The following is a 19,883-nucleotide window of genomic DNA, read 5'->3' on the forward strand; positions in this document are numbered from 1 at the left end:
CTCCCAGGCTAGTAGACTTCCAAGCCCTTCGAGCGGAAGACGTCGCGGATTTTCTCCACATCCTCCGGCTTTGGTGGCTTCGTGTCAGCTAGCTGGTAGTTCATGCCCAAGCTATCCCACTTGTCCTTGCCCATATTGTGGAAAGGCAGGACCTCAACGCGCTCAACGTTGGATTTCCAACGCGCCACGATATTGGCCACATTTTCCACGTTCTCTGGCGAGTCCGTGAGGTCTGGCACCACCACGAAGCGGATCCACACCGGTTTGCCTATCTTGTTCAGCCTGTCGCCGAAGTCCAGCGTGGGCTGGAGTTCGCGCTGAGTGACCTTCCGATAGGTTTCCTCGTCGCCCGACTTGACGTCGAGAAGCACGAGGTCGATATTATCCAGGTCCTCGTCACGCAAACGCGCACCGAGATAACCGGCAGTATCGATGGTGGTGTGGATGCCCGCATCGTGGACTTCCTTGAGCACGCGGCGCGTGAAAGAAAGTTGGAAGAGGGGTTCACCACCGGAGATGGTGAGACCGCCACCGGAAGCGTTGAAGATTGGCTTATAACGCTTAATGCGCTTGACCACATCCTCGACCCGCTCCAGCGTGCCGGTCTTCATCTCCCAGGTGTCTGGGTTATGGCAGTACTGGCAGCGCAGTGGGCAGCCGGACATGAACATCGTCATGCGGGTACCCGGGCCATCGACGGCGGTCACGAGCTCCCAAGAGTGCACGAGGGCAATATCGCCGGTACGGCGCGCCTCCATGAGTTCGGGGCGGGTAATGTCATCGAATTGAGCGTCATTTCCCAGGCCCGCGGCCGCGCCGCGGACTCGCTCTCCTTCTTCAGGAGAGAGGGTAACGACACCAGTAACGCCATCTGCCATGATTAGGAACCCTGGTGGAAGGTGCGGGAGATAACGTCGAGCTGCTGTTCCTTGGTCAGCTTGACAAAGTTGACAGCGTAGCCAGAGACGCGAACGGTGAGGTTCGGGTACTTCTCTGGGTGCTCAACGGCGTCCTCGAGGGTGGACTTGTCCAGCACGTTGATGTTTGCGTGGTACAGACCAGAGTTCATCTGGTGTGCATCGCGGTTTGCCTTCATTGCTGACATGCGGTCTTCGAAAGTTGGGGTTGCCATGATTTTCTCCTTTTCGGGATGGTTGAGGGTTGGTGGTTTTTACTTCTCCATGATGAAGCCGGCATCCAGAACGCCCACCAGGTTAGTGATGCGCTCTTCTGGGGTGCGGCCCAATCCGGAAGGAGTAATGGTGTTGGTCAGCGAGATGCCGTCCAAGGCGTCCTTGTAATCCAGCTTGCCGACGGACAGCATGGAGGCAACCATGCCGTGGCTGTCAGCACCGTTTTCAGGGTTAGCGCCTGGGGAGAACGGCGTGCCGGCCTTGTGGCCCGACGGGAAGGCGCCTGTTGCCTTGCCGTAGACCACGTTCGAGGTAATGGTCAGCACGGACTGGGTTGGGATGGCATTGCGGTACATCGGGATGGCCTTAATCTTTTCCATCACGGTGTGGACAATGGTGGCGGCGATATCATCGGCGCGGTCGTCATCATTGCCGTAGAACGGGAAGTCGCCTTCGGTGACGTAGTCCGTAATCAGGCCGGTCTCGTCGCGTACCGGGGTGACCTTGGCGTACTTGATGGCGGACAGAGAGTCGGCAACGATGGACAGGCCGGCGATGCCGCAGCCCATGGAGCGGACGATATTGGAATCGTGCAGCGCCATCTCGACTGCCTCGTAGGCGTACTTGTCGTGGGAGTAGTGGATGATGTTGAGGGCCTCAACGTAGGTGCCAACAACCCAGTCCAGCATCTCCTCGTACTTCTGCCAGACCTCATCGAAGTCCAGCGGGCCATCGCCCTTGATGGGCTCGTAGCCTTCGACAACCTGCTTGCCGGATACCTCATCGCGGCCGCCGTTGATGGCGTAGAGCAGTGCCTTTGCGGCGTTCACACGAGCGCCGAAGAACTGCATCTGCTTGCCAACTTCCATCGGGGAGACACAGCAAGCAATTGCGGCGTCGTCGCCCCACTGCTCACGAATCTGGCGGTCAGACTCGTACTGGATGGAGGAGGTCTCAATGGAGATGTGGGCGCAGAATTCCTTGTAGCCCTCTGGCAGCTTCGGATCCCAGAAAATGGTGATGTTTGGCTCAGGTGATGGGCCAAGGTTCACCAGGGTCTGCAGCAGACGGAAGGAGGTCTTGGTGACCATGTGGCGGCCGTCGTTGCCAAAGCCAGCGTCGGACCAGGTTGCCCAGTACGGGTCGCCGGAGAAAATCTGGTCGTAGTCGATGGTGCGCAGGAAGCGAACGATACGCAGCTTGAGAACCAGGGAGTCGATGATTTCCTGGGCGTCTTCCTCAGTGATGATGCCTGCGGCAAGGTCGCGCTCGAAGTAGCAATCGAAGAAGGCGGACAGGCGGCCGATGGACATTGCGGCGCCATCCTGGGACTTAATGGAAGCCAAGTAGCCGAAGTAGGTCCACTGCACTGCCTCGTGAGCGGTCTTAGCCGGCTGGGAGATGTCGAAGCCGTAGGACTCGGCCATCTTCTTGAGCTTCTTCAGGGCCTTAATCTGCTCGGAGTGCTCCTCGCGGAAGCGTGCCCAGTGCTCAGAGAAGCCAGCATCTGCGACGGAATCGCGGGAAGCCTGCTTCTCCTCGATCAGGTAATCCACACCATAAAGTGCAACGCGGCGGTAGTCGCCGATGATGCGGCCACGGCCGTAGGCATCCGGCAGGCCGGTGATGATGTGTGATGAACGAGCAGCGCGGATGCGCGGGGTGTAGATATCGAAGACCGCATCGTTGTGGGTCTTGCGGTAACGGGTGAAGATCTTCTCCACCTCAGGATCTACTTCCTTGCCCGCTTCGCCGATAGCCTGCTTGACCATGCGCCAGCCACCGAATGGCATCATGGCGCGCTTCAGCGGGGTATCAGTCTGCAGACCGACGATGACGTCGTCGTCCTCTGAGATGTAGCCGGCCGGGAAAGCGTCAATGTCTGACGGAGTGTGGGTGTCGACGTCGTAAACGCGCTTTTCGCGCTCGACGGACAGGTAGTTCTTTTCCAGGGTCTCCCAGACGCGCTTGGTCTTTTCGGTCGGGCCCGCCAGGAAGCTGGAGTCGCCGTCGTACGGCGTGTAGTTGCGCTGGATGAAGTCGCGGACGTTGATGCCCTCGGTCCACGGACCGGACTCAAATCCCTTCCAAGCTTCAAACTGTTGAGGCTGCGTTGCGGTAGTCATAATTCCCTTCTTTCGGGCGAATTTCTAGCAGGGGATAAATGCCGCTTTCTTCGAGCCACAGCACCAAGCCCCTCTGGCCTCAATTGTTGACCAATTCCCTGGTAATAACAAGTCTCGCAAACGTTTGAAAGCCAAGTAATAAACCGGTCGTGTTGTTTAGCTGGTTAGTGATTTCATGCAGAACGCACGTACGTCTTTTATCGGGGGTGAACTAGCCCCGAACGTGTCCCTCATCACCTTAAGATTTTGGCCCCTACCTGCACGAACCTCTACTGTTAATCCCGTTCAGCTTCGCTTCCGCACAAAGGAGGACTTCGTGGCTTCGCAGCCCAAGCATCCAGTAGATATCGTCCCACCCGCTCCCAAACTAGCTGCCTTGGGTTTACAGCATGTGCTGGCTTTTTATGCCGGCGCAGTCATCGTCCCGCTGCTTATTGCCGGCTCGCTCAATCTGGATGCGGAAACCACCATCCACCTCATTAATGCGGACCTGTTGACCTGTGGCATAGCAACGATCATTCAATCCCTGGGCGTCGGCAAGCGCATTGGCGTGCGCCTGCCCATCGTGCAGGGCGTGACTACAACGGCCGTCTCCCCGATTATTGCCATTGGCTTGGGCGCGACCGACGGCGCGGGCGGGGTGGCCTCGCTGCCAACCATTTATGGCGCCATTATTGTCGCCGGCCTTTTTACCTTCTTTGCGGCGCCGGTCTTTGGCAAGGTGCTGCGCTTCTTCCCACCGGTGGTCACCGGTTCGGTCCTACTGGTCATGGGTACGTCGCTACTTGGGGTGTCGGCCAATGACTTTGTCAATTACGCCGAGGGCGTGCCGGCCACCCGCGACTTGCTCTATGGCTTTGGCACGCTCGCGGTCATCATCTTGGTGCAGCGCTTTTCCTCCGGCTTCCTGGGTACCCTGGCCGTGCTCATCGGCCTAGTCTTAGGCACTGGCGTGGCGCTCGTGCTTGGCGACGCCTCCTTTGACGAGGTCTCCTCCGCCCCCGCCCTCGGCATTACTACCCCGTTCTACTTCGGTATGCCGAAGTTTGACCTGGTAGCGATTTTCTCGCTCATCATCGTCATGATCATCACCATGGTGGAGACCACCGGTGACGTCTTTGCCACCGGCGAGATTGTAAAAAAGCGCATCCGCCGCGATGACGTCGTGCGTGCCATTCGCGCCGATGGCCTGTCCACCCTGGTGGGCGGCGTGATGAACTCCTTCCCGTATACCTGCTTTGCCCAAAACGTTGGCCTGGTGCGCCTGACCAGCGTGAAGTCGCGCTGGGTGGCCGTTGCCGCCGCCGGGTTCATGATGGTGCTGGGCATTTTGCCTAAGGCCGGCGCGGTCGTGGCCTCCATCCCCTCCCCCGTTCTCGGCGGCGCCTCCCTGGCACTTTTTGCCAACGTGGCGTGGGTGGGCCTGCAGACCATCGCCAAGGCCGATCTTTCCGATGGCCGCAACTCCGTCATCGTCACCTCCGCGCTGGGGCTGGCTATGTTGGTGACCTTCAAACCGGATATCGCCACCGCCTTCCCGGAGTGGGCGCAAACCTTCGTCTCTTCTGGCATGTCCATCGGCGCCATTACCGCCATCGTGCTCAACCTTTTGTTCTTCCACACAGGGGGCAAGCAGGGAACGCAGGTGTCTCGGGCCGTCGGCAAGAGCGTGAGCTTGCAGCAGCTCAATGCCGCCTCCCGCGAGGAATTCGTCTCCGCGCTACGCCCTCTGTTTAATAACGAGACCTGGCCGCTGGAGCTGGCGTGGGAGTCGCGGCCCTTCGGCGATGTTAATGAACTGCGCGCGGCCATTCAGGTGGCCGTGCTGACCGCGGATGATTCCCGCCGCGCCGCCCTCATCCACGATTACCCGGCCATGGATAAGCTGCTGCTTGCCGACGCCGACGAGGCTGCCACCATCTCCGCCGACCGCGGCTCCCTCGGTCTGACCGACTTGGATGATGTACAGACCGAGCGCATCACCGAGCTTTCCGCCGCCTACCGCGAGCGCTTTGATATGCCGTTTGTGGCCTATTTGGATACCAATGACACCGTCGACCGCGTCATTGATGCCGGCGTGCGCCGCCTGGCCAACTCCCCGGAGCAGGAGTACCGCACCGCGCTGGGCGAAATCGTAGAAATTGCCAACGACCGCTTCGATATCCTGCTGGCCGATGCCAACCCAGTCCGCTCCTCGTGGGACCGCAAGTTCACCGAGGTGGACTAGTTAGCGAAAGGAAAAGTCCACTTCGGCCTCTGGGTCCACGCCGGAAATAATGCCGGTGTAGAACTGCTTGGCCTGGGATTGGAGGACATCGCGATTATCGGCGATGTCCTCTTTCTTTTTATCCTCATTGAGGATTTTGGTGATGGTGTTCGCCTTATCGATATCCGGGGTAATCCAGCTCAACGCGCCGTTGTCCTCCACCGCGGTTTCGAAATTCTCATCCGAGTGCCCGATGAAAATGAACTCTGGGATCTCCACGCGGAAGTGGTGCGGGGATTCTTCTTCCACTCGCACCTGCGAACCTTCGATGCCGAGCTTCGCGCGGTAGGAGTACTTGATGTACTGGGTGTGCTCGCTGCCCGGGACCTGCCAATTCCACAGCGTGCTGGTGGCGGATTCCTCCGATAAGCCCTCGATACCCAGCGAGACGAGCACCACCTGCTCTTCGCGCTCCACGGCCTTGATGACCTTGGTATTACTGGATTCGGTCTCCACCTCCACCGGTTCCCGTACCTGCCAAATGAACACCGCGGCGGCAGCCACGGTGGCAATGAGAATGACGGCGATAAGGGTGGAAAGCAGCTTTTTCATGATGACTATCTTAGGGCGACTATGCGGGCGGTGATATGCGAAAGCGCCGCCGGCTTCGAGAGCCAGCGGCGCCGATTGTGCGCCCGGTGAGACTTGAACTCACACGTCATAAGACACTAGAACCTAAATCTAGCGCGTCTGCCAATTCCGCCACGGGCGCGGGGGACTTGCCATAGTGTACACGGCACACCGGAAATCCAGAAACCAGGGGTGTTCTGTTTTCCGGCCACTGGTGGGTAGGGTGGAACGCGTGAGCACTCAAGAGGAAAAGAAGAACAAGCGCGTGCAGGTGCGGTGGTGGCACATCCTCCTCATCGCGTTTTTCGTCGTGCTCTTCCTATTCCTGGCCTATTGGCAATGGACGCGTTTCCGGTCCGGCTCGGGTACCTTCCAAAACTTGGGCTATGCCTTCCAGTGGCCGCTGTTTGCCGTATTCGTGGTCTACGCCTATCGCACCACGCTGCGCTATGAAAATGAGCGCCTCGCGGCCGAGGAAGAAGCCCGCGACATGGATAGCACCGTCACTGAGGCCCCGGCTGAATCTCCCGCACAGCCGCAGGCGGAAACCAAAATCGATGAGGATTTCCTGCCCCAGCGGCCGCAGATAGATGTGGAAACGTTCAACGCCATGAATACTCCGCGCCGCCGGCGCGGCGAGAATGAAGAAAGCTGATTATGACCAATAAAGTTCACCCCGCCCGCCAGGCCCGTATCCGCGGCCCCTTGAAGTTTTTCTCCATCGCGGCCACCGTGACCGGTGTCTTCCTGATTATCCTGGTCATCCGCATGGTCTGCCAGTACCTCATCGGTATGGAGATCCCAGAGTGGGCCACCTATATCGCGATCGTGCACGGCATCGCGTACATGACCTACCTGCTGTCCATCCTCATCCTCGGCCCGCGCGCGCTGTGGCCGGTGGGCAAGCTCTTTACCACCGCCCTCGCCGGCGTGGTGCCCTTCCTGTCCTTCTGGATGGAGCACAAGCGCCGCAAGGAGATTAAGGAGGAGTTCCAGCTTTAGGAACTGCGAACCAGCTCCGCGATGGCGGGGACAAGTTGAGTAAGAGCGCGGCCGCGATGCGAGACCGCGTTCTTTTCTTCTGGGGACATCTCCGCAGCCGACCGGGACTCGCCTTCTGGCTGAAAGAGCGGATCATAGCCAAAACCGTTGTCCCCGCGCGGCTCGCGCAGAAAGCGGCCTTCCCAGCGGCCCTCGGCCACGTGCTCGGTGCCATCGGGAGTCACGAGCGCGCAGACGGAGACAAAGGCGGCGGCGCGGCGCTCATCGGGGACATCGGCCATCTGCGCCAAGACCAGGTCATTATTGGCCTGGTCATTGCCGTGCTGGCCGGACCAGCGGGCGGAAAGCACGCCGGGCATGCCGTTGAGCTCTTCGATAGCCAGGCCAGAATCATCCGCGACGGTAGCAAAGCCGGTCGCAGCCGCGCCGGCGCGGGCCTTGATGAGCGCGTTATCGGCAAAGGTGCGGCCGTCTTCTACCGGCTCCGGGTAAGGCTCCACGGCGGATAGCGGGCGTAGCTCGACGCCCTCGATGCCGGCGTCTGCCAAGATGCGCTCCAGCTCCGCGAGCTTCTTCGGGTTATTGGACGCGACGAGAATTACCACCCCAGCGCCGCCTTCTGTGCGGCGATGAGCTCGCGGCAGCCCTTCTGGGCTACGTCCAACATCTCGTTAAGCTCTTCGCGGCCAAAGAGTCCATGCTCGCCGGTGCCCTGGATTTCTACGAAATCGCCGGATTCTTGCATCACCACGTTGAGGTCAACCTCGGCGCGGGAGTCCTCCTCATAAGGCAGGTCGAGGCAGATTTCGCCATCAATGATGCCTACCGAGACCGCAGCGATGGGATCGAGCAGTGGCTCGCCGGGGACGACGCCCTCGGCCTTGAGGTGTGCGATGGCGTCGGCAAGCGCAACATAGGCACCGGTGATAGACGCAGTGCGGGTGCCGCCATCGGCTTGGAGGACGTCGCAGTCGAGCTGGATGGTGTTCTCACCCAGCTCCTCCAAGTCCACCGCAGCGCGCAGGGAGCGGCCGACGAGGCGGGAAATCTCATGGGTGCGACCCTTGACCTTGCCCTTCATGGATTCGCGGGGCATGCGGTCATGGGTGGCGGAAGGCAGCATGGCGTACTCGGCGGTAAGCCAGCCTTCGCCCGAATCGCGTTTGAAGCGCGGCACGCCATATTCCACGGATGCGGTGCACATGACGCGGGTATTGCCAAACTCCACCAGCACCGAGCCGGCCGGGTTGGTGGTGAAATTGCGGGTAATGCGGACGCTGCGCATCTGGTCCAGCGCGCGCCCATCGGCACGAGTAAATTCAGTCATGCCGTCCAGCGTATCTTAGAACTCCATCCCCGCGGCGCCGAGGACAATCTCGCCGTCGAATTCGGAGCGGGCTGCCTCCAAGGTAGCTTGCGCATCGCCCCACGGCTGAATGTGGATGAGCACCAGCTTGCTCACACCCGCCTCGCGCGCCGCCCTACCGGCTTCCGCGCCCGACATGTGCATGTCCGGCGCCTTGCCCTCAGAGGTCTCGCCCCAGGCCGCCTCGCAGAGGAAGATATCGGCACCACGGGCGGCTTCGACAAGCGCGGGCGTATACGAAGAGTCACCGGAATAGGTAATGGTCTGGCCCGTCTTCGTATGCTCCACGCGCAAGGCATAGGCCTCTACCGGGTGATTTACCGGGAAGGGGGTGATATAGACATCGTCCAAGAGCTGGCGCTCGCCCGGCTCCCATGCGCTAAAGGCGAAGGTATCGGACATGTCATCGATGCCATCGACCTCATCCGAGGACAGGCGGCCCAGGTGCGTGGGCGTAGCCTTCGGCCCGAAGCACATATTGCGCGACGCCGCCGGCGCCGTGGGATGGAAGCGGCGCCACACCATCAGGGAGGGAAAATCCAGGCAGTGATCAGCATGCAGGTGGCTAAAGGCCACGTGCGCATCACAAGGATCCTGCTGCTGTTCCAGCTGCGCCAAGGTGCCAGGGCCCATATCGAGGACGATGGACGGCGCATTATCAAAGGACAGCAAGTAGCCGGAGGCGGGATTTTGGGCGGTGGGGACGCTACCGGAGCAGCCTAGGATGGTCAGCTTCATGGGCTCAATAGTTCCATGAAATCGCCCCGCATGCGTACTCAACGTGCAAAACGGGGGAGAAATTATGCCTACTTAAACAATCTGCGGGCCGAGGAAGCGCGTGGCAAGGCGGGCAAAGGCTTCCGGATCGCCGGTAGATTCAAAAGTGTGGACCGGCTGATTATCCGCAGGCGCCAACATATCTGTCTCGGTGAGAATTCGCATGACGTCCTTGGTGGTCTCCTCCGAGGAGGTCACCAACGAAACATTATCGCCCATCGCCAGCTGGATAATGCCGGTCAGCAGCGGATAGTGCGTGCAGCCCAGGACCAGCGTGTCTACCCCTTGTGCCTGCAGCGGGGCCAGGTAGCCCTCGGCCACGCCGAGGATCTGGCGGCCGGCGGTAATGCCGCGCTCGACAAAGGGAACAAAATCCGGGCAGGCGGTGGCAAAGGCCTGCACCTTGGGGTTGAGCGCGAATAAGTCTTGATAGGCGCCGGATTTGATGGTGCCCTCAGTGCCGATGACGCCGATTTTTCCGTTGCGCGTGGTGGACATGGCGCGGCGCACCGCGGGCCGGATGACCTCCACGATGGGGATATCGTAGCGTTCGCGCGCATCGTGTAAGAAGGCGGCGGTTGCGGTATTGCAGGCAATCACCAGCATCTTGCAGCCACGCTCCACGAGCTTATCGGCTACGTCCTGGGAAAAGGCGCGCACCTCGGAGATAGGCCGCGGGCCGTAGGGACTATGGGCGGTATCGCCGGTATAAATGACGGATTCGTGCGGCAGCTGTTCCATCACCGCACGGGCCACGGTAAGGCCACCCACGCCGGAATCAAAGATGCCGATGGGAGAGGTCGCAGTTGGCATTAGCGCTTCACTGCCTTAACCGGATCATCCGAAGTAATGGTCATGCCGGCCAAAATGCCGCCGATGGCGCCGAAGAGGTGGCCCTGCCAGCTCACGCCCTCGTAGACGGGCAACACGCCCCACACCAAGCCGGAGTAGGCAAAGCCGAGCACGATGCCCAAGATGGTCTGGATGAGCGAACGGTTAAAAATTCCGCGCACAATCAGATACGCCAACCAGCCATAGACCAAGCTGGAAGCACCGATATGCGAGGTACCGGGTCCGCCGATGAACCAGGTTCCAAGGCCCGCCACCAGCGTGGTAATCAGCGTGACCTCCCACCAGGCTTTGCGGCCGGACAGACCGATGAGGAAGCAGAAGATAGCGCCGGGCACCGAATTGGATATGAGGTGCTCAAAGTTCGCGTGCAGCAGCGGGGCGGCAACTATGCCCCAGATTCCATTGAAGTCCAGCGGGCGGATGCCGTAATTGGATAGCTGGCCGCCAAAGAGGAAGGCGTTGATGATGTGGACCGCCCATTCCACCACGAGGAAACCAAAGGCTATAGAAAAGCCGGTGGTGATGCGGCCGCTGCGGGTGTAGTTCTTGGAATCGCCGCGATTGACCTGGCCCGTGGGCGCCGGCCGGTAGTTAGATGTTCCACCTGAAGTCATAATGCGCCTTATCTTAGTCCAGCAGATCGCGGTACGCGCTCAAGCCTAGGCCGGGGTTGGCGGCGGTGACCGCGTTGACGATGGCTTCTTCCACGGCGTCGGCGGCCGCGGCGCACAGCTGGGTCACCACCTGCGTGCTGAGTTCGGCTGGGCGCTTGGCGGTGGACAGGGCAAAGATCGTGTCCCCATCCAGCGGCGAATGCGCAGGACGCACCGCACGGGCGATGCCGTCGTGGGCAGTCATGGCCAGACGTTGGGCTTGGGCGGTGGAAACGGGGGCGTCGGTAAGCACGGCGCCGATGGTGGTATTGAGCGTGGACTCCGCTGGGTGCGGCAAGGCGCGGTAGGCGGCAGCATTGACCGCGGTGCGCCCCGGCACGCCGTACAGCCGGCCGGATTGCGGCTCGATTACCTCGCCCACAGGGTTGGCAACCATCGCGGCGCTGACCTCGTAGTCCCCCACCCGGCGCGTGGCCAGCCCGAAGCCGCCTCGTAGTTTGCCAGCAGTGGCTCCTACTCCGGCTCCCACCGAACCCATGGATTCATCGTTGCCCGCAAGGGCAGCTCGCAACGCGGCCGCGCCTTCTTCCGGCCCGGGGCGGGAGGGCCCGACCAAAAGGTCAAAAATGACTGCGCCGGGAACGATGGGCACGCGCGGCCCAGGCTTATCCTCGCCGAAGACGGGAAAGCCGATCCCCCTCTCTGCCAGCTCATTCATCACGCCGTCGGCAGCGGCCAGGCCAAAGGCAGAACCGCCTGCTAACACCACGGCGTGGACGCGCTCGACCGTATTATGCGGCTGTAAAAGATCCGTTTCGCGGGTGCCTGGGCCGCCGCCGCGCACATCGACGCTGCCGAGCGCTCCGCCAGGCCCGCAGTAGAGCACTGTGACACCGGTATCGGTGCCGCTATAGTGCCCGATGCTCATGCCGTCCAGCATCAGTCCATCAGCACCTGCAGCAGCGAATCCTGGCAAAAGGCCAGCCATTCCACGAGGCTATCGCGGTCAGACATCAGGTTGTTATCGGCCACATCGCCCGCCGCGACAAAGAGGCGGAGGTCGTTGAGGCCAGCGACGAAGGCCTGGGCCTCTTGCTCGTTGATGGTGACCTCTACCCCACCGGTAGGTCCGAGGGCAGAGCCAATTACCTGCAGGTTTTCCAGCTTTGCGCGCGCAATGTCGTTTTCATGCAGGGAGCGCAGCAATGATGCATCGCCTTCATATTCCTCATCGCCGGGCATTTCAAAGTCCGGGAAGAGACGTGCCAGCGAGGGATCGTCCGGGGCTTCGGTGTGGCCGGTAGGCATGTCCAGCATTTCCGCCAGCTCGTCCTTGGGCGCGGACTGGGCGCGCTTAATGATCGCCTCGGAGACGGTGGCGGTGAGATCGCCCAGTACCTCGCGCTCCATCGGTTCGAATACGGCCGTGATCTTCGGCGCGCGCATGAGGGACTTCTTTTTCTTCCACGGTTGCATCTATTTAACCTGCCTGCTGCATCGTTGCCCACAGACCGGCGATCTGGAGCTTTTTCACGTCCGCTTCAATCTTGTCGCGCTCGCCGCTAGACACGGCGGCCTTGCCCTCGGTGTGGACCTGCATCATGAGTTCATTGGCTCGCTTCTTGTCATAGCCCAACACGGTTTGGAATACATAGGACACGTAGCTCATCAAGTTGACGGGGTCATCCCACACGATGCACATCCACGGCAGGTTCTCGCTCGTGGCTACGTCTACGTCGAGTTCTTCATCCAATTCGGGCGTAGCCATCGGAGAGCTCATCCGGACTACAGGAAATTGCGCCTTCATGCCTTCTAGCCTAACCATATTTGGGAATTTATTGTGGGCCCGCGCAATCGGGCTTCAGACATTCCGGCTGCAAAGAATCTAATCCCCTGAAAAGCACCTAGTCAGTGGGTATTATCACTCCCGTGAATGACAAAGCTATCCCTAATGATCGCTCTACTGCACTGCTCACGGATAAATATGAGCTAACGATGCTCCAGGCCGCGCTGCGCGATGGCTCGGCAAACCGCCAGGTCACCTGCGAAGTATTCGGCCGCCGCCTGCCCAATGAGCGCCGCTATGGCGTCGTTGCAGGCACCGAGCGCGTCCTGCGCGCAGTGGAGGATTTCCGTTTTTCGGCCAATCAGTTAGCGGAGATGGACTTCTTGGACGAGCAGACCAAGGAGTATCTGCGCCACTATCGCTTTTCCGGGCAGATTGACGGCTACTGCGAGGGCGAGCTTTATTTCCCCAACTCCCCCATCCTGACGGTACGCGGCACCTTTGGGGAGTGCTTGGTTTTGGAGACCGTCATCTTGTCCATCATGAACGCCGATTCCGCAGTGGCTTCGGCCGCTTCCCGCATGGTCACGGCGGCCGACGGCCGGCCCATCATCGAGATGGGCTCGCGCCGCACCCACGAGTATGCGGCGGTAACCGCCGCCCGCGCGGCCTACCTGGCCGGGTTCGATGCCACCTCCAACCTGGAGGCAGGCTACCGCTACGGCATTCCGGTCTCCGGCACTGCCGCCCACTCCTGGACCTTGGCACATACCAACCCGGATGGCACCCCGAACGAAGAGGCCGCCTTCCGCTCCCAGATCGACACCCTTGGCGTAGACACCACTCTGTTGGTCGATACCTATGACATCACCAAGGGCGTCGAGACCGCAGTGAAGGTAGGTGGACCGAAGCTCGGTGGGGTTCGCATCGATTCCGGTGACCTGGGTGCGGTTACCCGCCGCGTGCGCAAGCAGCTGGATGATTTGGGCAATCACAACACCAATATCGTGGTATCTTCCGACCTCGACGAGTTCGCCATTGCCGGCCTGCGCGGCGATCCGGTCGATGTCTACGGCGTCGGCACGTCCGTGGTCACCGGCTCCGGCGCGCCTACAGCCGGCATGGTCTACAAGGTCGTAGAGGTAGACGGCATCCCGGTGGCAAAGCGCTCTACTTCCAAGCAGTCCGTCGGCGGTGCCAAGCGCGCGCTACGCACCTACCGTTCCTCGGGCGTGGCGGTGGAAGAGATCGTCTATCCCTTTGACGCGCCCGCGCCAGATACGGGCCAGCTCGATACCCGCGAGATGACCATTCCCCTCATGCGCGATGGCCACATCGTCGACGGGCTTCCGGATCTGCATGCCTCCCGCGAGTATCTGGATCAGGCCCGCAAGACCCTGCCATGGGAAGGCCTGGCGCTCTCCCGCGATGAAGCGGCCGTGCCCACGCGGATGGTGGGCTTTAAAAAGTAGGCCGCTAGACTGTGTGGGGTGAGTGAGCACGCAGATGAGCCCCTAAACCTCGACACGGAAACGCTGCTGGGCAAGGCCGTTGATGCGCTGGGCGGCAGCCGGCGCGTAGGCCAGGTGCGCATGGCCACGGCCGTCTCGGCCGCGCTGGACAAGGAGCGCCACCTGGCGGTGCAGGCCGGTACCGGTACCGGTAAATCCCTGGCCTACTTGGTCCCGGCTATCCGGCATGCGATGAACTCGGGGTCCACCGTCATCGTCTCCACCGCGACGCTAGCCTTGCAGCGCCAGCTGGTGGAGCGCGATCTGCCGCGGCTTACTAAGGCCCTCGCCCCTGTCATGGAGCGTACGCCCACCTTCGCCATCATGAAGGGCCGCAATAACTACCTGTGCATGAATAAGATTGCGGCTACCCCGGATGACCCGGAAGCACTAATCGACGAATCCGAGATATCCCACCGCGGCAAGGCCGTACGCCGTATCCACGAGTGGGCGCAGGAAACCGACACCGGTGACCGCGATGATCTAGAGCCGGGTGTGCCGGACTTGGTGTGGCGAGCGGTATCGGTAACCTCCAACGAGTGCTTGGGCGCCTCGCGCTGCCCGCACGGTCCGGATTGCTTTGCAGAAGAGGCCCGCAGAGCGGCTGCCGACGTCGACATCGTGGTCACCAACCACGCCATGCTCGCCATCGACGCGGTTTCTGAAGCAAATATCTTGCCCGAGCACGACGTCGCCATTATCGATGAGGCCCACGAGCTCGACGGCCGCATCACCTCTGTATCTACCGCGGAGATTACTACCCGCGCCATCAAGATGGCCGCCAACCGCGCGAAGTCGCTGGGAAATGCCGGCAGCCTCTCGGACTTGGCCGAGGAATTTGATGACCTGATGAAAATCCAGGAGCCAGGCCGTTGGACGGACTTGGATGAAACCTCACAGGGGCACCTGCGCGCGCTTGCCGACGAATTCCTGCGCGTTAAGTCCCTCATTTCTCGCGCACCAGAGGGCGAAGCCACCGACGACCCTGAAAAGAACGCCGAGCGCCAAAACTTGAGCAACCACCTCTCCGACCTTGCTCAGGCTGTAGCGCGCATGCTGGAGGTTTTCGCCACCGATGACCCGGCCAAGCAAGACGACGTCGTTTGGCTCGAGCGCGATCCGCGCAGCGACGCCGAGACCCTCGCCGTGGCGCCCCTCTCCATCGCCCACATGCTGCGCGAGAATCTCTTTGGGGAGCAGACGGTGGTGCTGACCTCGGCCACCCTCGCCCTCGGTGGACGCTTCGATGCCATGGCCGCGCAGTGGGGCATGCCGAGCGGCACCTACGACACCTTGGACGCGGGCACGCCTTTCGACCCAGCCAAATCCGGCATCCTGTACACCGCCAAGCACCTACCCACGCCGGGCCGCGATGGCCTGCCCAAAGAAACCATCGATGAGATCTACGAGCTCATTATGGCCGCCGGCGGGCGTACGCTTGGCCTGTTCTCCTCCCGCCGCGCTGCGGAAGAGGCGGCCACCGCCCTCAAGCCGCGCATCCCCTTTGACCTTTTCGTGCAAGGCGAGGATTCCATCGGCGCACTGGTAGAGAAATTCTCCCAAAAGGAAAACTCCTGCCTCTTCGGCACGCTTACCCTGTGGCAAGGCGTAGACGTGCCGGGGCCGGCCTGTTCGCTGGTCATCATCGACCGCATTCCGTTCCCCCGGCCGGACGATCCCCTGATGCAGGCGCGCGCCCAGGCGGCCGATGCTGCGGGCCGCTCCGGATTCATGGAGGTCTCCGCCAACCACGCCGCCTTGCTCATGGCACAGGGCGCGGGCCGCCTGCTGCGCCACGTGACCGACCGCGGCGTGGTGGCCGTACTCGATAACCGCTTAGAATATAAGCGCTACGGCAGCTTCCTCAAGGCCTCCATGCCGCGCTTTTGGCAGACCACCGACGCGGATACGGTGCGCGGCGCGCTTAAGCGATTGGTCGCCGCAGGGCGCACACGGTAGCCGAGTCCGGCGCAATCTCCGTGAACCCGGCGTCCACGATCACCACGGCGCCGTCCTGCGCGCAGGCCATGCGAAACTCTTCGCCGGACACCTCGCGCACCGAAAGCTCAAAACCCTTGTCAGCCCAAGCACGAGCCTCCTCCACCGTCATCGCCGCGGCGAGCATCATCGAACCGTGGCCCACCTGCGCTGCGGCCTTGCCGGCAGACATGTCGAGGCTGCGGTCGACGTAGATTACGGGGGCGTCGCCAAGCGGGGCTCCTGGCGCATCATAGGGCAAGTCGGTGTGCCCGATTTGCAGCTTGCCAATGAGCGGATCCACCTCCCCCACGGCCGAAGGTGCAAAGGCCCGGGCACGGTCCGCCACGGTCACGCCGGGCAGGTTCTGCACATCGCGCCAAGCCTTATTACGCGCCCGACGGGCGATCTTGCGGATGCGGTGTCCATACCACTGGCCCAGGGCGTTGGCGAAGGCCCCATCCTCCCCCGCGCGCTCATCCAAGCACGCGGCCACAACGGCGCTAGCGGCTGCCTCCAGCACTTCCGTGCGCGCCGGCGGCTCCTGCTTGGGAAGGTTCAGTGCAATCTGCATCGCTTGGATAGTGGCGGGCTCGTCTGGGTTTTCTGGGTCATCGCGCCACGAACGCGCATCACAGGCTTCTACCAAGCGCTGGTGAGCGATTTCAAACTTATCCACGAACAACCTCCTCGACCGGGATTCCCAAAATCTGTAGTACCTCATCCAGCCGCCGGTGATTTACCGAAGTATCCGCCACTTCTTGCAGCGCCGGCTTAGCGTTAAAGGCGATGCCCAACCCCGCGGCGGTAATCATATCGATGTCATTGGCACCGTCGCCCACGGCGACCGTCTGACGCATGCCCACTCCGGAATCCGCGGCAAACTCCCGCAGGAATTCCTCCTTGGCCTTGCGATCAACCACCTTGCCGGTTACGCGGCCGGTGAGCTTGCCATCGGCTATCTCCAAGGTATTGGCGCGGACATAGTCTAAGTGCATTTCCGCGGCTAGGCCCTCTAGAACTTGGATGAACCCACCGGAGACCACAGCGGTGCGATAACCGATGTGGTTGAGCGTGGCAATGGTCTCGCGGGCACCGGGGGTCAGCTGAATCTCGCGGGCTACCTCATCAATGATGGAAGCATCCAGGCCGGCCAAAACGGCCACGCGCTCGCGCAGGGACTCCTCAAAGTCCAATTCGCCGCGCATAGCCCGGGCCGTGACAGCGGCAACCTCTTGCTCCTTGCCGGCGTGCGCGGCCAGCATCTCGATGACCTCGCCTTGAATGAGGGTGCTGTCGCAGTCGAAGCAGACGAGGCGCTTGGAGCGCCGGCCCAGACCCGCCGGCTCGATGGCAATGTCGATGCCAATTTGCTGTGCGAGCTCTGCTAGCGCCTGGCGAACGGGTGCCGCGGAACCTTGGAGGGACAAGAAAAGTTCCAGCCCGGTCAGCGGAGAGGTGGAAAGCCCGCGGATGCGATCGATATTGGCATCAAAGTTAGCCAATACGCGGGCGACCTCCTCTACGTGGTGAGCGGTTACTTCCGTTCCCATGAGGACCACCGCATGCGTGGAGCGAGCTCGCGCGCTAGATTCCTCCTCCCGCAAATCCATGGATACCTGCTGCCCGTAGATGCTCAAGGTATTGCGCAACCCCTGTGCAATCTGCTCGGCGCGCGTACGGGGAATGCGGGTATGGGCAGCGAGGGTGATGCGGCCGGAAAAGATGGCCTGTTCGACGTCGACAAGCGCGGCGCTATAAGACGCCAACACGCGGAAAAAGGCCGCCGAGACCCCGGGCTTGTCCGGCCCAGTGGTGGTAATGACGGCATAGGTATCAGCTTGGGTACTCACGCCGCCCATTATCGCACGTAGGGCAAATAAGATACGCCAAAGCCGCCTCCCACGGCCTTTGGCGGGCTGGGAGGCGGCTTAAGTCAGGAGTGCTTTAGCGAGTTATATCGCTTTAGTGGCTACCCACGTGTGCTTCTTCGCGCATGCGCTGAACCATGTGTGGGTAGTGCAGCTCGAAGGCCGGACGCTCGGAGCGGATACGCGGCAGCGACACGAAGTTGTGACGCGGCGGCGGGCAGGAGGTTGCCCACTCGAGGGAGTTGCCGTAGCCCCATGGGTCATCCACGGTGACGATCTCGCCGTAGCGCCAGGACTTGAATACGTTCCACACCAGCGGGATAACGGAAGCGCCGAGGACGAAGGAGAAGATGGTGGAAATCTGGTTGAAGACCGTGAAGCCATCGGACTCCAGGTAGTCAGCGTAACGACGCGGCATACCCATGTTGCCGACCCAGTGCTGGACTAGGAAGGTGCCGTGGAAGCCGATGAAGGTCAGCCAGAAGTGAATCTTGCCCAGACGCTCGTCCAGCATGCGGCCGGTCATCTTCGGGAACCAGAAGTACAGGCCGGCGAAGGCGGAGAACACAACCGTACCGAACAGGGTGTAGTGGAAGTGCGCAATCAAGAAGTAGGACTCAGCCAGGTGGAAGTCCAGTGCCGGGGATGCCAGCATAACGCCGGTCATACCGCCGAACAGGAAGGTTGCCATGAAGCCCATGGCGAAGATCATCGGGGTATCCCAGGTGATGTGGCCCTTCCACATGGTGCCTACCCAGTTGAAGAACTTGACGCCGGTTGGAACCGCAATCAGGAACGTCATGAAGGAGAAGAACGGCAGCAGGATAGCGCCGGTGACGAACATGTGGTGTGCCCACACAGCCATGGACAGGGAGCCGATGGCCAGCAGCGCGAAGACCAGGCCGATGTAGCCGAAGACCGGCTTGCGGGAGAAGACCGGAACGACCTCAGACACAACGCCGAAGAACGGCAGCGCGAGGACGTAAACCTCAGGGTGGCCGAAGAACCAGAACAGGTGCTGCCACAGGATGGCGCCACCATTAGCGGAATCGTAGATGTGGCCGCCCAGCTTGCGGTCATACAGAACGCCCAGTGCTGCAGCGGTCAGCAGCGGGAAAATCATCAGCACGATGGCGGATGCGGTAAACACAGCCCAGCTGAAGACCGGCAGACGGAACATGGTCATGCCCGGTGCGCGCAGGGTCAGGATGGTCGTAATCATGTTGATAGCGGAGGCAATGGTACCGACACCGGTAGCGCCCACGCCGACAATCCACATATCCGCGCCGATGCCCGGGGTGTGAACACCATCAGCCAGCGGCATGTACATGGTCCAGCCAAAGTCAGCCGCACCACCTGGGGTAACGAAGCCCAGCAGCATTACGGTGCCGCCCAGCAAGGTAACCCAGAAGCCGAAGGCGTTGAGACGAGGGAAAGCCACGTCCGGCGCACCAATCTGCAGCGGCAGGATGTAGTTACCAAAGCCCCACACAACTGGGGTCGCAAACAGCAGCAGCATCACGGTGCCGTGCATGGTAAACAGCTGGTTGAACTGCTCATTGGACAAGAACTGGAGACCCGGGGTGAACAGCTCCGCGCGGATCAACAGTGCCATAAAGCCACCGAGGAAGAAGAAGCTGAAGGACATGATCAAGTACATGATGCCCAGCTGCTTGTGGTCGGTGGTGGTTAGAAATACCCAAGCCTTTGAACCGGTCTTCGCGTTACCGGTTGGCTCTGGACGTGTGGGGGCGACGTAATCGTCGACCCGTGGCGCCACAGCGGTCATAAAATCCTCCTGAATAACAAAGTGTCTGTGGACAGACTCCACCTACACCTAGGTTTACTCGCCTTATATTAGGCCATTTTCCCCTGTTCTTTCCAGCTTCCCCCAATACTCGGACACAAGGACACACCTCACCACTGACCACATCTGCCACATTGCCCCTGCACGTGGCGCAGCCACTATTTCCTCCTACGGTTTTCGCCAAAGATGCAGCGTGCTATATGTCACAGTCGCGCCGAATTGTGC

18 protein-coding genes, 1 tRNA gene and 1 pseudogene are annotated in these 19,883 nt (G+C 61.1%); 5 read left to right on the plus strand and 15 right to left on the minus strand.

The annotated features are described in order from the left end of the window. Window positions 1-8: 8 nt before the first annotated feature. Both pflA and pflB read right to left on the minus strand, forming a co-directional pair. Complete coding sequence (gene pflA / locus QP915_RS06565) at window positions 9-878, minus strand: pyruvate formate-lyase-activating protein (protein ID WP_269953638.1); 870 nt, start codon at window positions 876-878, stop codon at window positions 9-11. 2 nt (window positions 879-880) lie between these two features. Further along, window positions 881-3,259, minus strand: a pseudogene (pflB, locus tag QP915_RS06570) (formate C-acetyltransferase). Between the two features lie 316 nt (window positions 3,260-3,575). Here pflB and QP915_RS06575 point away from each other — a divergent pair. Then, complete coding sequence (locus QP915_RS06575; protein WP_284768747.1) at window positions 3,576-5,486, plus strand: solute carrier family 23 protein; 1,911 nt, start codon at window positions 3,576-3,578, stop codon at window positions 5,484-5,486. Here the strand turns inward: QP915_RS06575 and QP915_RS06580 are convergent, their stop codons facing one another. Continuing rightward, window positions 5,487-6,077, minus strand: coding sequence for a hypothetical protein (locus QP915_RS06580; protein WP_284768748.1), 591 nt, complete (start codon window positions 6,075-6,077; stop codon window positions 5,487-5,489). Between the two features lie 78 nt (window positions 6,078-6,155). Next, window positions 6,156-6,237: transfer RNA gene (locus tag QP915_RS06585), tRNA-Leu, on the minus strand. A gap of 90 nt (window positions 6,238-6,327) precedes the next feature. Here QP915_RS06585 and QP915_RS06590 point away from each other — a divergent pair. After that, window positions 6,328-6,750 (plus strand): hypothetical protein, encoded by a 423-nt coding sequence (locus tag QP915_RS06590; protein ID WP_225746501.1) that lies wholly within the window; start codon window positions 6,328-6,330, stop codon window positions 6,748-6,750. Window positions 6,751-6,752: 2 nt separating this feature from the next. After that, window positions 6,753-7,097 (plus strand): DUF3817 domain-containing protein, encoded by a 345-nt coding sequence (locus QP915_RS06595; RefSeq protein WP_204611086.1) that lies wholly within the window; start codon window positions 6,753-6,755, stop codon window positions 7,095-7,097. Here QP915_RS06595 and rdgB read toward each other — a convergent pair. The 8 genes from rdgB to clpS all read right to left on the minus strand — a co-directional run bounded on the left by rdgB (window position 7,094) and on the right by clpS (window position 12,513). Next, window positions 7,094-7,702, minus strand: coding sequence for an RdgB/HAM1 family non-canonical purine NTP pyrophosphatase (rdgB, locus tag QP915_RS06600; protein ID WP_284768749.1), 609 nt, complete (start codon window positions 7,700-7,702; stop codon window positions 7,094-7,096). The two genes, QP915_RS06595 and rdgB, sit on opposite strands and share 4 nt — an antisense overlap. After that, window positions 7,696-8,424: a ribonuclease PH gene (rph, locus tag QP915_RS06605; protein WP_005323955.1), complete on the minus strand. Its 729-nt coding sequence runs from the start codon at window positions 8,422-8,424 to the stop codon at window positions 7,696-7,698. The genes rdgB and rph overlap by 7 nt, the downstream gene beginning before the upstream one ends. Window positions 8,425-8,439: 15 nt before the next feature. Then, complete coding sequence (locus tag QP915_RS06610) at window positions 8,440-9,201, minus strand: MBL fold metallo-hydrolase (protein WP_284768750.1); 762 nt, start codon at window positions 9,199-9,201, stop codon at window positions 8,440-8,442. Between the two features lie 72 nt (window positions 9,202-9,273). Then, the gene (murI, locus tag QP915_RS06615) at window positions 9,274-10,053 is read right to left on the minus strand and encodes a glutamate racemase (RefSeq protein WP_239278392.1); all 780 of its coding nucleotides are present in this window, start codon (window positions 10,051-10,053) and stop codon (window positions 9,274-9,276) included. Continuing rightward, on the minus strand, window positions 10,053-10,706 hold the full coding sequence (locus QP915_RS06620) for a rhomboid family intramembrane serine protease (protein ID WP_284768751.1): 654 nt from the start codon (window positions 10,704-10,706) through the stop codon (window positions 10,053-10,055). The genes murI and QP915_RS06620 overlap by 1 nt, the downstream gene beginning before the upstream one ends. 13 nt (window positions 10,707-10,719) lie before the next feature. Next, window positions 10,720-11,646: a P1 family peptidase gene (locus QP915_RS06625; protein ID WP_284768775.1), complete on the minus strand. Its 927-nt coding sequence runs from the start codon at window positions 11,644-11,646 to the stop codon at window positions 10,720-10,722. After that, on the minus strand, window positions 11,646-12,182 hold the full coding sequence (locus tag QP915_RS06630; RefSeq protein WP_005327313.1) for a DUF2017 domain-containing protein: 537 nt from the start codon (window positions 12,180-12,182) through the stop codon (window positions 11,646-11,648). The genes QP915_RS06625 and QP915_RS06630 overlap by 1 nt, the downstream gene beginning before the upstream one ends. Window positions 12,183-12,186: 4 nt before the next feature. Then, on the minus strand, window positions 12,187-12,513 hold the full coding sequence (clpS, locus tag QP915_RS06635; protein WP_005323948.1) for an ATP-dependent Clp protease adapter ClpS: 327 nt from the start codon (window positions 12,511-12,513) through the stop codon (window positions 12,187-12,189). A gap of 122 nt (window positions 12,514-12,635) precedes the next feature. Here clpS and QP915_RS06640 point away from each other — a divergent pair, with 122 nt between their 5' ends. Both QP915_RS06640 and QP915_RS06645 read left to right on the plus strand, forming a co-directional pair. Beyond that, on the plus strand, window positions 12,636-13,964 hold the full coding sequence (locus QP915_RS06640) for a nicotinate phosphoribosyltransferase (protein ID WP_284768752.1): 1,329 nt from the start codon (window positions 12,636-12,638) through the stop codon (window positions 13,962-13,964). Between the two features lie 18 nt (window positions 13,965-13,982). Continuing rightward, on the plus strand, window positions 13,983-15,962 hold the full coding sequence (locus QP915_RS06645; protein WP_284768753.1) for an ATP-dependent DNA helicase: 1,980 nt from the start codon (window positions 13,983-13,985) through the stop codon (window positions 15,960-15,962). Here QP915_RS06645 and QP915_RS06650 read toward each other — a convergent pair. The 3 genes from QP915_RS06650 to ctaD all read right to left on the minus strand — a co-directional run bounded on the left by QP915_RS06650 (window position 15,928) and on the right by ctaD (window position 19,640). Further along, entirely contained in the window at window positions 15,928-16,659 is a 732-nt protein-coding gene (locus QP915_RS06650) for a peptidyl-tRNA hydrolase (RefSeq protein WP_284768754.1), read from the minus strand. The genes QP915_RS06645 and QP915_RS06650 overlap by 35 nt on opposite strands. Beyond that, the gene (gene serB / locus QP915_RS06655; protein WP_284768755.1) at window positions 16,652-17,842 is read right to left on the minus strand and encodes a phosphoserine phosphatase SerB; all 1,191 of its coding nucleotides are present in this window, start codon (window positions 17,840-17,842) and stop codon (window positions 16,652-16,654) included. Before serB ends, QP915_RS06650 begins: the two co-directional genes overlap by 8 nt. 103 nt (window positions 17,843-17,945) lie before the next feature. Then, entirely contained in the window at window positions 17,946-19,640 is a 1,695-nt protein-coding gene (ctaD, locus tag QP915_RS06660) for an aa3-type cytochrome oxidase subunit I (RefSeq protein ID WP_284768756.1), read from the minus strand. Between the last annotated feature and the right edge of the window lie 243 nt (window positions 19,641-19,883).

It is taken from the genome of Corynebacterium sp. MSK158 (assembly GCF_030229085.1).
Taxonomy (GTDB): Bacteria; Actinomycetota; Actinomycetes; order Mycobacteriales; family Mycobacteriaceae; genus Corynebacterium.

Excerpts from the sequence above, each read along its gene's own strand:
- pflA (WP_269953638.1), bottom strand. The coding sequence starts at position 878 with ATGGCAGATGGCGTTACTGGTGTCGTTACCCTCTCTCCTGAAGAAGGA.
- QP915_RS06580 (WP_284768748.1), bottom strand. The coding sequence starts at position 6,077 with ATGAAAAAGCTGCTTTCCACCCTTATCGCCGTCATTCTCATTGCCACC.
- QP915_RS06595 (WP_204611086.1), top strand. The coding sequence starts at position 6,753 with ATGACCAATAAAGTTCACCCCGCCCGCCAGGCCCGTATCCGCGGCCCC.
- rph (WP_005323955.1), bottom strand. The coding sequence starts at position 8,424 with ATGACTGAATTTACTCGTGCCGATGGGCGCGCGCTGGACCAGATGCGC.
- QP915_RS06610 (WP_284768750.1), bottom strand. The coding sequence starts at position 9,201 with ATGAAGCTGACCATCCTAGGCTGCTCCGGTAGCGTCCCCACCGCCCAA.
- murI (WP_239278392.1), bottom strand. The coding sequence starts at position 10,053 with ATGCCAACTGCGACCTCTCCCATCGGCATCTTTGATTCCGGCGTGGGT.
- QP915_RS06620 (WP_284768751.1), bottom strand. The coding sequence starts at position 10,706 with ATGACTTCAGGTGGAACATCTAACTACCGGCCGGCGCCCACGGGCCAG.
- QP915_RS06625 (WP_284768775.1), bottom strand. The coding sequence starts at position 11,646 with ATGCTGGACGGCATGAGCATCGGGCACTATAGCGGCACCGATACCGGT.
- QP915_RS06630 (WP_005327313.1), bottom strand. The coding sequence starts at position 12,182 with ATGCAACCGTGGAAGAAAAAGAAGTCCCTCATGCGCGCGCCGAAGATC.
- clpS (WP_005323948.1), bottom strand. The coding sequence starts at position 12,513 with ATGAAGGCGCAATTTCCTGTAGTCCGGATGAGCTCTCCGATGGCTACG.
- serB (WP_284768755.1), bottom strand. The coding sequence starts at position 17,842 with ATGGGCGGCGTGAGTACCCAAGCTGATACCTATGCCGTCATTACCACC.
- ctaD (WP_284768756.1), bottom strand. The coding sequence starts at position 19,640 with ATGACCGCTGTGGCGCCACGGGTCGACGATTACGTCGCCCCCACACGT.